Origin of the sequence: Plantactinospora veratri (assembly GCF_036421995.1) — a bacterium.
Taxonomy (GTDB): domain Bacteria; phylum Actinomycetota; class Actinomycetes; order Mycobacteriales; family Micromonosporaceae; genus Plantactinospora; species Plantactinospora veratri.
The window spans coordinates 117,510-131,533 of the sequence record NZ_JAZGQL010000008.1 but is presented as its reverse complement, the minus strand read 5'-3'; the positions used below and the strand labels follow the sequence as shown (position 1 = coordinate 131,533).

General features: G+C 72.7%; 11 protein-coding genes. 3 read left to right on the top strand and 8 right to left on the bottom strand.

Annotated elements, in window-relative coordinates; translation table 11 throughout:
- Positions 1-64: 64 nt before the first annotated feature.
- Positions 65-541 carry a ribonuclease HI gene (gene rnhA, locus V1634_RS12775; RefSeq protein WP_331207984.1) on the bottom strand — a complete coding sequence of 159 codons (477 nt, stop codon included), beginning with the start codon at positions 539-541 and terminating at the stop codon, positions 65-67.
- Between the two features lie 22 nt (positions 542-563).
- A complete protein-coding gene (locus V1634_RS12770) occupies positions 564-1,502 on the bottom strand; it encodes a ribose-phosphate diphosphokinase (RefSeq protein ID WP_331207983.1) in 939 nt (312 codons plus the stop codon).
- Between the two features lie 300 nt (positions 1,503-1,802).
- On the opposite strand from V1634_RS12770, the gene V1634_RS12765 reads away from it, so the two are divergent.
- Positions 1,803-3,497: a cholesterol oxidase substrate-binding domain-containing protein gene (locus V1634_RS12765; protein ID WP_331207982.1), complete on the top strand. Its 1,695-nt coding sequence runs from the start codon at positions 1,803-1,805 to the stop codon at positions 3,495-3,497.
- A gap of 116 nt (positions 3,498-3,613) precedes the next feature.
- Positions 3,614-4,285: a class I SAM-dependent methyltransferase gene (locus V1634_RS12760; RefSeq protein ID WP_331207981.1), complete on the top strand. Its 672-nt coding sequence runs from the start codon at positions 3,614-3,616 to the stop codon at positions 4,283-4,285.
- Positions 4,286-4,314: 29 nt separating this feature from the next.
- Here V1634_RS12760 and V1634_RS12755 read toward each other — a convergent pair whose 3' ends face one another.
- From V1634_RS12755 to V1634_RS12730, 6 genes are all read right to left on the bottom strand, one after another.
- Positions 4,315-5,139, bottom strand: a complete 825-nt coding sequence (locus V1634_RS12755) for an inositol monophosphatase family protein (protein ID WP_331207980.1) — start codon at positions 5,137-5,139, stop codon at positions 4,315-4,317.
- Between the two features lie 26 nt (positions 5,140-5,165).
- Positions 5,166-6,635, bottom strand: a complete 1,470-nt coding sequence (locus V1634_RS12750) for an NADH-ubiquinone oxidoreductase-F iron-sulfur binding region domain-containing protein (protein WP_331207979.1) — start codon at positions 6,633-6,635, stop codon at positions 5,166-5,168.
- Entirely contained in the window at positions 6,632-8,389 is a 1,758-nt protein-coding gene (locus V1634_RS12745; protein ID WP_331207978.1) for a chromosomal replication initiator protein DnaA, read from the bottom strand. The genes V1634_RS12750 and V1634_RS12745 overlap by 4 nt, the downstream gene beginning before the upstream one ends.
- A 291-nt stretch (positions 8,390-8,680) precedes the next feature.
- Positions 8,681-8,803, bottom strand: coding sequence for an MFS transporter small subunit (locus tag V1634_RS12740; RefSeq protein WP_255416204.1), 123 nt, complete (start codon positions 8,801-8,803; stop codon positions 8,681-8,683).
- Positions 8,800-10,269: an OFA family MFS transporter gene (locus V1634_RS12735; protein WP_331208390.1), complete on the bottom strand. Its 1,470-nt coding sequence runs from the start codon at positions 10,267-10,269 to the stop codon at positions 8,800-8,802. Before V1634_RS12735 ends, V1634_RS12740 begins: the two co-directional genes overlap by 4 nt.
- A 261-nt stretch (positions 10,270-10,530) precedes the next feature.
- A complete protein-coding gene (locus V1634_RS12730) occupies positions 10,531-11,304 on the bottom strand; it encodes an SIR2 family NAD-dependent protein deacylase (RefSeq protein ID WP_331207977.1) in 774 nt (257 codons plus the stop codon).
- A gap of 288 nt (positions 11,305-11,592) precedes the next feature.
- On the opposite strand from V1634_RS12730, the gene V1634_RS12725 reads away from it, so the two are divergent.
- Positions 11,593-14,010, top strand: a complete 2,418-nt coding sequence (locus V1634_RS12725) for a phosphoketolase family protein (RefSeq protein WP_331208389.1) — start codon at positions 11,593-11,595, stop codon at positions 14,008-14,010.
- Positions 14,011-14,024 lie beyond the last annotated feature (14 nt).

The following is a 14,024-nucleotide window of genomic DNA, read 5'->3' as shown; positions in this document are numbered from 1 at the left end:
AACCGTAGGTTGACGATGCCGAGTCGTCAACCTACGGTTGACCGAGATTTCTGAGGTGTCCGGGTCAGGCCGGTACGGCCGAGTGCCGGCCCCGGCCGGCGGTCGCCTCCCGCATGCCCCGGACGGCGAGCTGGTCCGCCCGCTCGTTCTCCGGATGCCCGGCGTGCCCCTTCACCCAGTGCCACCGCACCTGGTGGCGGGCGGCGGCAGTCTCCAGCCGCTGCCACAGGTCTGCGTTCTTGACGGGTTGCTTCGCGGCGGTCTGCCAGCCGTTGCGCTTCCAGTTCGGCAGCCACTTGGTGATGCCGTCCCGGACGTAGGTGCTGTCGACGTAGATCTGCACGGTCACCGGGCGGGTCAGGCTCTCCAGCGCCCGGATCGCCGCCATCAGCTCCATCCGGTTGTTGGTGGTGGCCGCCGCCTCCCCGCCGTGGAGTTCCTTCTCCACCGTGCCGTACCGCAGCACGGCGCCCCAGCCGCCCGGACCGGGATTGCCACTGCACGCACCGTCGGTGTAGATCTGCACGACCTGCTCTGTCACCGGGGCAACATACCCTGCCCGGTCAGCCGAAGAGGGCGCTGACCGACTCCCCGTTGTGGATCCGGCGCATCGCCTCGGCCAGCGCCGGGGCGACCGAGAGCACCGTCAGCTTGTCGGTGTGGTCCGCCGCCGGGATCGGCACCGTGTTGGTGCAGACGATCTCGGCGATCTCCGGCTCGGCGGAGAGCCGGCGCAGCGCCGCCGAGGCGAAGAGCCCGTGCGTGCAGGCCACCCGTACGCTGCGCACCTTCTGCTCGCGCAACCGGTCGAGCAGCTCGAACACCGTACTGCCCTTGGCGATCTCGTCGTCGAGCACGATGACGTCCCGGTCGACCACGTCGCCGATCACCGCGCTGATCACCACCTTGTCGTCGGAGAACCGCTGCTTGGCCCCGGCCGCCACCGGCACCTTCAGCATCCGGGCGAACGCCGCCGCCTGCTTGGCGTTGCCTAGGTCCGGCGAGACCACCACCGTGTCGGTCAGGTCGTAACCCCGGAAGTGCGTCGCCAGCTCGCGCAGCGCGTGCAGGTGGTCGACCGGGATGCTGAAGAAGCCGTGCACCTGCGGCGAGTGCAGGGTGATCGCCAGGATCCGGCTGGCACCGGCCGTACTGAGCAGGTCGGCGACCAGCCGCCCGCCGATCGAGATCCGCGGGGCGTCCTTCTTGTCGCTGCGGGCGTACGCGTAGTGCGGCATCACCACGGTGATCCGGCCGGCCGAGGCGCCCCGGGCCGCGTCCAGCATCAGCAACAGCTCCACCAGGTGCTCCTGCACCGGCGGCACCAGCGGCTGGATCAGGAAGACGTCCCGCTCCCGGCAGTTCGCCTGCAACTGCACCTCGAGGCAGTCGTTGGCGAACCGGGAGATCCGGGTCGGGAGCAGGGGGACCCCGAGGTGGTGGCAGATCTCGGTGGCCAGCTCGGGATGGGCACTGCCGCTGAAGACCGCGATGTCGCGCACCCGGCAGAGTCTAGTGAACGACGGCCCCGCCGGCCGGTCACCCGGCCCGGGTCGCCGCGGCCGGGTCGCCGCCGGGGGACGTCGGCGCACCGCCGCCCGCCGGGGGTACCGGCTGCCGGGTTGACGGTGATGTGCCGGTGTTGACAGCGGTGTGCCGGCGTTGTCGCTTTGATCAGCGGCCCCGATTCCCCGCCCGGTCGAGTTCCGCCGACCGGTGCCGGGGGTAAGGCGCGATCATTTCGCGCCGGCAACGATCACTTCGCGGCCGGCGTCGACCACGTCCGAGCAGAGGGGAACGAGATGGCTCTCACCCGACGGGGCTTCCTCGAGGCGTCCGCCGTGACGGCATTCGGTTCACTGTGGACGCCGGGGCAGCGGCCGGCACCGCCGGACTTCCCGGCCGACGTACCCGTGCAGCGGGAGGCGTACCGCAACTGGGCCGGTGAGATCCAGGCGGACGGCGTCTGGACCTGCGCGCCCCGGACCGCGGCCGACGTGGTGACGGTGACCAACTGGGCGTACCGGCACGGCTATCTCGTCCGGGCGCGTGGCTACCGGCACACCTGGGCACCGCTGACCCTCCCGGCCGACGGTACCGCCGAGCGGACGATCCTGGTGGACACCACCCGGCACCTGACCGCGATGACGGTGCTCTCCACCGCGCCCACCGGGGCGGTACGCGTCCAGGCCGGCGCCTCGATGGACGACCTCCTCGCCTTCCTCGAAGAGCACGGGCTCGGCGTCACCAACACCCCCGCCCCCGGCGACCTCAGCGTCGGCGGGGTACTCGCGATCAACGGCCACGGCACCAGCGTGCCGGCCGACGGCGAGACCCGGCCCCCCGGGCACACCTACGGATCGCTGAGCAACCTCATCCTCTCGCTCACCGCCGTCGTGTGGGACGTGACGGCCGGCGGGTACGTGCTGCGCACCTTCGACCGGGCGGATCCGGAGTGCACGGCCCTGCTCACCCACGTCGGCCGGGCGTTCGTCACCGAGGTGACGCTGCGGGTCGGCGCCAACCAGAACCTCCGGTGCGTCAGCCGGGTCGACATCCCCGCCTCGGAGCTGTTCGCCGCACCGGGCAGCGGCGGCCGTACCCTGGCCAGCCACGTCGCGGCGGCCGGCCGGGTCGAGGCGATCTGGTTCGCCTTCACCGACAACCCCTGGCTGAAGGTCTGGAGCGTCAGCCCGACCCGACCGCTGACCTCCCGCCCGGTGGTCACCCCGTACAACTACGTCTTCTCCGACAACGTCCCCGAGCCGGTCTCGGAACTGGCCGAGCAACTGCTGAACGGGGCGTGGGCGCTGACCCCGACCTTCGGGCAGGTGCAGTACACCACCGCCGCCGCCGGGCTGACCGGCACGCTCGCCACCGACCTGTGGGGACCGTCGAAGAACCTGCTGCTCTACGTCAAGCCGACCACCCTGCGGGAGACCGCCAACGGGTACGCGGTGCACACCGCCCGGGGCGCGATCCAGCGGGTGGTGCACGAGTTCGCCCGGTTCTACCAGCGGCAGCTGGCCGCGTACCAGGCCCGGGGCGAGTTCCCGGTCACCGGCCAGGTGGAGATCCGGGTCGCCGGGGTCGACCGGGCCGCCGACGTCGGCGTACCCGGGGCGGAGCCGCCGGCACTCTCCGCGGCCCGGCCCCGCGCCGACCACCCGGAGTGGGACACGGTGGTCTGGTTCGACGTGCTCACCTTCCCGACCGCGCCCCGGGCGCACGCCTTCTACCGGGAGATGGAGACCTTCTTCTTCACCAACTACACCGGTTCGTACGCCGGCTGCCGGGTCGAGTGGTCCAAGGGCTGGGGCTACACCGACTCCGCCGCCTGGTCCGACCCGACCATGCTGACCCGGACCGTGCCGGACTCCTACCGGCACGCGCCCGACCCGACCTGGGACGCGGCGGTGGCGAGGCTGAACTCCCACGACCCGCACCGGGTGTTCAGCAACGCCTTCCTCGACGTGCTGCTGCCGGGGACACCGTGACCCGGTCGCCGTGCCGCCGAGGTCGACCTGCGCCCTGAGCGAACAGGGCTGGCCTACGGCGCCGCGCCGTGTGGAAATGGAACCGGCATCGGTGGGGCCGACCGGGGAGGAACCGGATGCGTGGTGGCGCGGCGTACGACGAGATCGCCGACTGGTACGAGGCGGAGTTCCTGCCCCGGCACACCGTCGCCGACGACGAACTGGAGGTCGGCCGGACCCTGCGGCTGCTGCTCGGCCCCGGCGACGGGCCCTGCCTGGAACTCGGCTGCGGCACCGGCGCGTACGCCGACTCGATCCGCGCCCTCGGTCGGACACCGGTCGGCGTCGACATCTCGGCCGGCATGCTCCGGTACGCCCGCGACCGCCTGCCGGTGGTCCGGGCCGACGCCGCCCGGCTGCCGGTCCGGGACGGTGCGCTGCCGGCGGTCGTCGCGGTGATGGTGCACACCGACATGCCGGGATATCCGGCGGTGCTCCGGGAGGCGGCCCGGGTGCTTGCCCCCGGCGGGACCTTCGTGCACGTCGGCGTCCACCCGTGTTTCTGCGGCGGGTTCGCCGACCGCACCGACCGCGACGCGATCGTGATCCGCCCCGGTTACCGGGACAGCGTCTGGACGAAGGAGTCCTGGACCGACCAGGGGATCCGGGACAAGGTCGGCGCGACGCACCACCCGCTGCCGGAACTGCTGCACATGTTCCTGGACGCCGGGCTGAGCTTCGAGCGGTTCGCCGAGGGCGGCGGGCCCACCCCGATCGTCCTCGCCGCGCGCGCCCGCCGGTCAGGCTGAACCGGTCGCCGACTCGGCGGGCCCGCCGGTCAGGCTGAGCCGGTCGCCGACTCGGCGCGCCCGCCGCCGAGCCGCCGCAGCGCGGCCTCGTGCAGCGCCGGTGTCCGGGCGAACAGCGCCGGTCCGGCGGCCGGTCGGGACCGCCCGTCGAATCCGGTGTACCGGCCACCGGCCTCGGTGACGATCAGAGAGGTGGCGGCGAAGTCCCAGACCTGCCCCCGGGTCTGCACGGCGAGGTCCAGCTCGCCGCGCGCGACCAGGAGCGCCGGGTGGGTACACCACGGGGTCGGCGTGCTGACCGCCACCAGCGGGGCGATCATCTCGCGTTCGGCCGGGTAGACCTGCTCGTCCGGCGGTACCACCCCGAGCCGGCCGCCGGGCAGCGGATCGGCCGGGTCGGATCCGCGGGTGCGCAGGGGCCGTTCCCCGGTCATCCCGGTTCCAGTGATCTCCGCCTGGTGCGCACCGGAGCCGCGCCGGGCCCACCAGATCGTCCGCTGTGCCGGCAGGACGGCCACCCCGACGACGATCTCGCCCGCCTCCTCCAGGGCGACGAGCACCTGCCAGCGCTCGTCACCGGCGACGAACTGCGCCGTACCGTCGATCGGGTCGACGATCCAGCGCCGGGCGGCCTGCCCGGTCTGCCCGACCTCCTCGCCCAGGATCGCGTCGTCGGGCCGCGCTGCGGCCAGTACCTCCCGGACGGTGGCCTCGACGGCCCGGTCGGCCTCGGTCACGACGCTGCCGTCCGACTTCCGCTCCCGGTCGAGCCGGCCGAGGTCGGCGAAGTACCGGAGGGCGACGGTGGCGCCGGCCAGCGCGGCCCGGCGGGCAAGGAGAAGATCGTCTTCCACCGACCCATCCTCGCGGTCGACCGGGGTCAGCGGTCGACCGGGGTCATCCGCAGGGCAAGGGCCGGGCACATCCGTACCGCCTTGCGGGCGCCCCCCTCCAGCCAGGTCGGCACCGGGGTGGACGGGAACGACGGGAAGCCGTTCGAGTCCAGCCGGATGAACTCCGGCACCACGCTGGCGCAGAGCCCGTGCCCGTCACAGCGCGACCAGTCCACCACCAGCTTCGAGGTCGGGGCGTCGGCCGCGTTGGGCAGCCCGAGGAGGCCCTTCACCTTCCTGCCGCAGGTGCCCCGCGCGGCGTGCACCTCCAGGTCCTCGGTGAAGATCTCCAGCGCCGAGGTGGCGAACCGGGCGGTGCCGTCGGGATGGCTGCACGCGCCACGACCCTTCACCGCACCGGCCGCCGCCCGGACCACCTCGGCGGCGGCGCTGCCACCGACGATCAGATCCAGCGACCGGGCCAGGTCCGGCAGGCCGAGCCGGCACGGCCCGCACTGCCCGGCGGACTCGCCGGCCAGGTAGGTGACGACCTGTGCGGCCTCGCCGAGCGGGCACACCTCGGCGCTCAGCGGCATGATGATGCCCGCGCCGAGCGCGCCGCCGACCTTGGCGAAACCGGCCCGGGACACCTCGGCGGTCGCGGCGCCCTCGGCGCTGATCCACTTGCCGTGGTAGCCGCCGGTGAGCACACCCGGCCCCTCCGGCGTCTCGCAGAGTTCCAGCACATCCCGCAGCGGGATGCCGGTCGGGCACTCCACCACCGCGGGCCGTCCGGCGGCTCCGGTCACGGTGAGCAGCACGGTGCCGGGCTCGTCGGCGGTGCCGACCGTGCCGTACTCGTACGGGCCGAGCCGGGCGGCCAGGGCGAGCTGGGCGTACGTCTCGGCGTTGGAGAGCAGCGTCGGCAGCCCGCCCACCCCGGTGTCGCTGGCCCGCACCTTGCGCCCCGGCGGGATGTGCGCCTCGCCGTTGATCCCGCGCACCAGCGCGCCACCCTCGCCGGAGATGAACCGGTGCGGCACGGTGACGATGCCGGTGCGTACCGGCATCCGGCGCTCGGCCAGCGCGGCGGTCAGTGACGCCTCACCGATGCCGTCGTCGGCGACGCCGATCACGATCTCGTCGGCGTCCAGGGCGTAGGCGGCGATCGCGGCCCCGTCGAGGATCAGGTGCGGCGCCCGGGTGAGCAGCGCCTTGTCCTTCCAGGCGCCCGGCTCGCCCTCGGTCGCGTTCACCACCACCACGGTCGGCAGGTCCTGCCGGTCCGCCGACTCCAGCACCGCCCGGAACTTGCGGGCGAACGGGAAGCCGGCGCCCCCCTTGCCCTTCAGTTCGATCCCCTCGACCAGTCGGAGCAGGCCCTTGGGGGAGAGCGGGTTGACAGCACCGTGCACCATCTCGTGCGCGGTCAGGTCGAGCCGGCCGAACTCGTCGAAGCCGGCGGTGAGCCGGGGTTCGCCGAAGCAGGCGACCGGGGGTACGGCGGTCAGACTCACCGCGCTTCACCTTTCAGACTGGTCCAGTACGCGCCCTCCTCGGCCGCCTCGTCCGGGTCGTCCCGGCGCCGGGAGGACCGGCTGGACGGCTCGTCGGACCTGCGGGACCGGCGGGTGGCAAGGTCGATCAGGGCAGGCTTCTCGTCGTCGTCATCGTCGTCGTCCGCCCGGGCGACGAGATTCGGCTCGTACCGGGCGGCCCGGCCCCACTCCGCGGTGCTCTCCTCGGCCTCGTCGGCGCCGCGAGCCCGGCTGTGCCGTCCGGAGCGGTCGTCCGGTTCCTCGTCGGCGGCCCGCCGTCGCCGGCCGGCCCGGGTGGCACCGCTCGGCGTCGGCTCGTCGTCCGACTCCCGCCAGGAGCGCCGCCCCGACCCGTCGGTGTCCCGTCGGGACCGCCGGCTCTCGCCGGGCTCGTCACCGGCCGAGGTGTCGTCCCAGGCGCGCGGCGGGCGGTACATCGCGTCGTCCTCGCCGCCCCGTGGCCGCTCCCACGGGTCGCCCGGCTCGTCGCCGGCCGCCCAGCGTCGTGGGCTGTCCCAGGGCAGCTCGGCGTCGCTGAGTGCGTCGCCCTGGTCCCTGCCGCCCGACATGCTGCCCGGCGGCGGCACCTCGGGTACGGCGAACCGGTCGGATCGGCTCCGGGGCGCGTACGTGCTGTCGAGTTCGCCGGCCCGGGCCCAGGCGTCGATCGCCGACTCCGAGCCGCCGCGCAGGTCGGAGAGGCTTTCCCGGCGACGCCGGCCACCGCCCTGGGTGTCGTCCGGCCGGCCGCCGTAGGTGTCCCGCTCGTCGCGGCCGGCCCGGCTCGCCGGCTGGCCGCGCCGCCCGCTCACGGCCTCCGAGTCGTCCCAGCGGTTGCCCCGACCACCGCCGCGCCGGCCGGCGAGGGTGTCGTCCTCCCACCGGCTGCGCCGGCTCCGGCCGCCCTCCCGACCGGGGGAGTTGGCCCGGCTGGCCCGGATCTCGTCGGCGGTACGGCGCTTGGCCGGCGCCATCGAGCTGGTCCGGCCGACCGGACCCGGCTTGCCCGGCCTGCCGGCCCGTCCCGGCTTGCCGGCTCGGCCGACCGGGGAGAGCGCGCCGGTGGTCTGGCCCAGTTCCGCCCGCTTGCGACCCAGCGACACCGAGAGTCGGACACCCAGCAGCGCCAGTACGAGAGCCACGCAGAGCAGATAACTGAGGGTGACCCAGGTGGCCGCGGCCCGGCCGGCCTGGAGGCCGTGCACCAGCGCGATCGGCCAGGCGGCGTACGAGATGCTGTGCAGCGTCCGCCACAGCCACGGCTTGCCGACCCCGGCGAACCGGGCCCGGACCAGGCCGGTCCAGAGCACCGCCACCATCATCGCCCCGGCGACGGTGCCCAGCCCGACGTAGACGTTGGCACCGTTGAGGAAGGGCAGGAGCGCCTTGTCGGGGCTGATGTGACCGGCCGCGATCTTGGTCAGCACGTGCAGCACCAGGGCGAAGACCGCGATGATGCCGAGCGACCGGTGGGCCGACTGGAGCAGCACCCGGTGCCGGATCAGCAGGACGATCCGGTCGGTCGCCACCAGCCCGATCATCACGGTCAGGCTCAGCGCCACCAGGGTGGCCGGTCCGGCGAAGAACGCCATGTAGACGAACATGTAGGCGTTGATCAGCCCACCGATCGGGCTCAGCATCGCCGCCGCCCAGAGCATTGCCAGGGCCGAGACGACGAGCAGGGCGACCGCACCCTGCGGCTTGGGTGTGCTTCCCCGGCTGGTGAAGCTCATGGGGACGCTGGCACGCTGAATCTGTCTCGTCCGGGCCATCTGCTCCTCGATCTTCCGCCTCGGCGCCCACCACCGCGCCCCGCCTGCCCACCCGTCGCGCGACGGGCACGGCCGCCTATTGTGCCCCGCCCCGATCGCGCCACTTTGGGCGGAGTCGTACCGCCGCGCGTCGCTCGACGGCGGTCCGACCCCCATCAGGTACGGGAAAACGGGCCGGGGGGATGAGTCCCGTGCCGATTATGTTTCACGATCGGTGGAGTTGGCTGCCCCCGGGGGGTGGGCAATCCGGGGTCAACCGGTGAAGAGCTTCGCCGCGGTGATGACGGTCTGTACGACGCCGTACCCGAGGAGTGCGGCGACCAGCAGCCACGAGATCCAGAGTCGGCCGGACTGGTTCTTCGGTTGCCCGGTCATCGGGTACTGCTCCTCTCGGTGCCGGTCGCGTCGGCGGCCGTCGTGGCGGGGGTGGTGTCGGGCCGATCACCGTCCGTCGGCGCCGGAACCGGTGTGTCCGTCGTCCGGGCCGGCTCGTGGAAGCGGTCCGGTACCGGCCGGATCAGCAGGTTCGCCACGAACCCGATGGCCAGTACGCCGACCATGGTGAACAGTGCGGGCTGGTAGGCGGAGGCGGTGAGAGTGCCGGGCTTGCCCTGCGCGTCGAGGAAGCCGTTGATGATCAGGGGACCGGCGATACCCGCCGCCGACCAGGCGGTCAGCAGTCGGCCGTGGATGGCGCCGACCTGGTAGGTGCCGAACAGGTCCCGCAGGTAGGCCGGCACGGTGGCGAAGCCGCCGCCGTAGAAGGAGAGGATGACGCAGGCCAGCAGGACGAAGAGCGCGGTCGCGGTGGAGCCGACCAGGGCGAGCAGGGCGTACAGCACCATGCCGACGCCGAGGTAGACCATGTAGATCGGCTTGCGCCCGATCACGTCCGAGGTGGACGACCAGGCGAACCGGCCGGCCATGTTGAACAGTGACAGCAGTCCGACGAAGCCGCCGGCCGCCGCGATGGTGACGCTGGAGGTGCCGCCGTCCCGGAAGAAGTCCTGGATCATCGGGCTGGCCTGTTCCAGGATGCCGATCCCGGCGGTGACGTTGCAGAACAGCGCGATCCAGAGCAGCCAGAACGAGCGGGTGCGGATCGCGTTCGACGCCGAGACGTTCGCCGTGGTCACCAGGGGCTTGGCGGCCACCGTACCCGGATCGAAGCCGGCGGGGCGCCAGCCCGGCGCCGGGACCCGGACGTTGAAGACCCCGAACATCATGATGGCGAAGTAGCCGAGGCCGAGGGTGACGAAGAGGCCGACCAGGGCGCCCCCCGAGGCGACCGAGGCGGAGTTGGCCGGGTCGTAGCCGGGGTCGTAGAGCGAGAGTAGTTGCCGGCTCAGCGGGCTGGCCAGCATCGCGCCGCCGCCGAAGCCCATGATCGCCAGGCCGGTGGCCAGTCCGGGGCGGTCCGGGAACCACTTGATCAGCGTGGAGACCGGCGAGATGTAGCCGATGCCGAGACCGATGCCGCCGAGGAAGCCGTAGCCCAGGTAGACCAGCCAGAGTTGCCCGGTCGCGATCCCGAGCGCACCGACCAGGAAGCCGGCGGCCCAGAAGGAGGCCGAGACGAACATCGCCTTGCGGGGACCGTTCGACTCCACCCAGGTCCCGCCGAGCGCGGCCGAGAGGCCGAGCATCACGATGGCGATGCTGAAGATGACCCCGATTGCGGTCTGGCTCGCGTCGAAGTGCGCGATCAGGGAGTTCTTGTAGACGCTCGTCGCGTACGCCTGACCGATGCACAGGTGCACCGAGAGTGCCGCCGGAGGTATCAGCCAGCGACTGTATCCGGGTGCGGCGACGGTGTGCTGGTGGTCGAGTGCGGTCATCAGCGACACGACGTACCTCGCTTGCGGCAGGGCGGGGGCGCGGCGCGGGTGCCACGGATCGGTCGTCCCGCGTCGCCAGCCGCGGTGGTTTCGCTCTTCGACCGGAACCTATTCCCCGGTACGGGCTTCCTTGATCATCGATCTCTCACCGATCGGCGGACGGTCGATCGGCTGAGCCGAACGGTAGTTCGTATACCGTACGCGGTCGCCAGCGCCCTCCAGTCGGTGCGCGTCCGGCTCGGCGGGCGGGCCGAACGCACCCGATCAGCGAGGAGCCCGGGCGGCGGCGGTGAGCGCGGCGGTGATCCGGGGCAGCGCGCTGCCGATCGGCTCCCTGACCACCTCGTCGGCCAGGCCGTCGTACGGGGTCGGGTCCCGGTTGACGATCACCAGCCGGGCACCGGCACCCACGGCGATCCGGCAGAGCGAGGCGGCCGGCTCGACCAGCAGCGAACTGCCGACCGCGAGCATCAGCTGACTCGCCGCCGCGATCCGCTTCGCGTTGTCCAGGGTGTCCGGGTCGAGGTACTGCCCGAACAGCACGACGGCGAGTTGCAGGATGCCCCCGCACTCCCGGCACCCCGGATCCGGCTCGCCCGCCGCCACCCGGTCCAGGGTGGCCCGCGCCTCGGACCGCGCCCCGCAGCCGGTGCAGACCACCGCGCGCATGCTGCCGTGCAGCTCCAGCACCTTCCGGGCGGCCATCCCGGTCATCTGGTGCAGACCGTCGACGTTCTGGGTCAGGATCCGCACCGCGATCCCGGCCCGGTCCAACCCGGCCAGCGCGTGGTGCGCGGCGTTCGGCTCGGCCCGCCACGCGGCGTGCCCGAGATAGCTCCGCCAGAACCGGGCCCGCACCTGCGGGTCGGCCATGAAGCGGTCGTGGGTGAACGCGTCGGCGAGCTTCGGGTCCCGGGTCCAGACCCCGTCCGGTCCCCGGTAGTCGGGCACCCCGGAGTCGGTGGAGATGCCCGCCCCGGTGAGCACCGCCACCCGGCGTACGTCCCGGCACCACTCGGGGATCTCCACGTCGTCCATGACCGGCGATGCTAGGCGGCGGTGCCGGGCGGCGGCGAGGCGATTATCGGCCGGCCGACCCCACGCCGAAGACGAACGCCCGCGGGAGACACCGCGATCCGATTGGGTGAACGGGTCGAAGGTCCCGGGCCGGGCGGACCTCGGACCGGTCGCTCCGGGGAGCCGACGGCCATACCGTGGTGGAGGCGGCCGGGACATCGGCGCGGATCCGGGTACGGAACGCGGCGCCGGCCCGCCGGAGGCCGACGACGTACGCCTGCGGAAGGGTTGAACGTGGCAACCGAGACCATGGACCAGACCGGGACGGCGGACGACGCCGCGATCCTGCACACCCTCGCGGCGCCGGACGAGTCCGACCTCGCCCGGCTCGACGCGTGGTGGCGGGCCAACAACTACCTGACGGTGGGGCAGATCTACCTGCGCGGCAACCCGCTGCTCCGTGAGCCGCTCAGCGCGGAGCACATCAAGCCCCGACTGCTCGGGCACTGGGGGACCAGCCCCGGCCTGTCGCTGATCTACGCGCACGTCTCCAGGCTGATCAGGCTCACCGGGCAGCCGGCGATCTACCTCGCCGGGCCGGGGCACGGCGGGCCGGCCCTGGTCGCGGCCGGCTACCTCGAGGGCACCTACAGCGAGATCTATCCGGAGGTCGGGCAGGACGAGGCCGGCCTGCTCCGGCTCTTCCGGCAGTTCTCCAGCCCCGGCGGCATCCCGAGCCACGTCTCGGTGACGACGCCGGGCTCGATCCACGAGGGCGGCGAACTCGGGTACGTGCTCGTGCACGCCTACGGCGCCGTCATGGACAACCCCGACCTGCTCGCGGTCGCCGTGGTCGGCGACGGCGAGGCGGAAACCGGCCCGCTGGAGGGCTCCTGGAAGGGCGTCTCCTTCGTCAACCCGGCCCGGGACGGCGCCGTCCTGCCGATCCTGCACCTCAACGACGCGAAGATCGCCGGTCCGACGGTGCTGGCCCGCAAGGATCCGGCCGAGGTCCGGGCGCTCCTGGAGGGGCACGGCTACCAGGTGATCGAGGTCGACGCCGCCGACCTGCCCGGTTCACACCACCGCTTCGCGGCGACCCTCGCCGAGGCGTGGGGCCGGATCCGCGCCATCCAGCGGGCCGCCCGGGGCGGCGACTGGGACGGTAGCCGGCCGCGCTGGCCGCTGATCGTCCTGCGCTCGCCGAAGGGCTGGACCGGCCCCGAGGAGGTCGACGGGGTCAGGGTCACCGGCAGTTGGCGGTCCCACCAGGTGCCGCTGTCCGGGGTACGGGACAACCCCGAACACCTGGCGCTGCTGGAACGCTGGCTGCGGTCGTACCGGCCGGAGGAGCTCTTCGACAAGGCCGGCGCGCCCACCGCGACCGTGCGGGAACTCCCACCCCGGGCAGACCTGCGGATGAGCGCCTCGCCGCACGCGAACGGCGGCCGGCTCACCCGCGATCTGGACCTGCCGGACTTCCGCGACTACGCGGTCGACGTGCCGGCCCCGGCCAAGCTGCGCGCCGAGTCGACCCGCCGGCTCGGTGAACTCCTCCGGGACGTCTACCGCCGCAACCCCGACACGTTCCGGCTGTTCTGCCCGGACGAGACGAACAGCAACCGCCTCGGCGCCGTCTTCGAGGCGTCCGACCGGGCCTTCATGGAACGGGTCACCGACGCCGACGTGGCGATCGGCCGCGACGGCCGGGTGATGGAGGTGCTCTCCGAGCACAACTGTCACGGCTGGTTGGAGGGGTACACGCTGACCGGCCGGCACGGGATGTTCGCCACCTACGAGGCGTTCGCGATGGTCAGCGCGTCGCAGACCGTCCAGCACGGAAAGTGGCTCCAGGAGGCGAAGCACCTGCCGTGGCGGGCGAAGGTGCCGAGCCTGAACATCCTGCTCACCTCGACGGCCTGGCGCAACGACCACAACGGCTTCTCGCACCAGGGCCCCGGCCTGATCCAGGTGGTCCTCACCCAGCGCGGCGACATCGCCCGGATCTACCTGCCGCCGGACGCCAACTGCCTGCTCTCGGTCGCCGACCACTGCCTCCGGTCCCGGTCGTACATCAACCTGATCGTCATCGACAAGCAGCCACAGTTGCAGTGGCTCTCGATGCCCGAGGCGATCACGCACTGCGCCCAGGGCGCGGGGATCTGGGAGTGGGCCGGCACCGACGACGGCGGCGGCGACCCGGACATCGTGCTCGCCTGCGCCGGTGACGTCGTCACCATGGAGACCGTCGCGGCCGCCCAGATCCTCCGGGAACGCCTGCCCGGGATGAAGGTCCGGGTGGTCAACGTCGTCGACCTGATGACCCTGGTCCGGCCCAGGGACCACCCGCACGGAATGAGCCCCACCCTCTTCACCGAGCTGTTCACCGACACCGTGGACGTGGTCTTCGCCTTCCACGGCTATCCCGGCGCCATCCACCAGCTCGTGCACGGGCGGCCGGACGCCGACCGGTTCCGGGTACGCGGATTCGTGGAGCAGGGTACGACCACGACGCCGTTCGACATGACGGTACGGAACCGGACGTCCCGCTACCACCTGGTGCTGGACGCGATCAACAACGCCCGGCGGCTGCCCCGGGGCGCGGCCGAGCTGAGCCGCTGGTGCGAGCGGCAGCTCGCCCGGCACGAGGCGTACGTGGTGGAGCACCTGGAGGACATGCCGGAGGTACGCGACTGGTCCCTCGGCGACTGGGCGGCCCGCGGCTGAACCGTCGACGACCG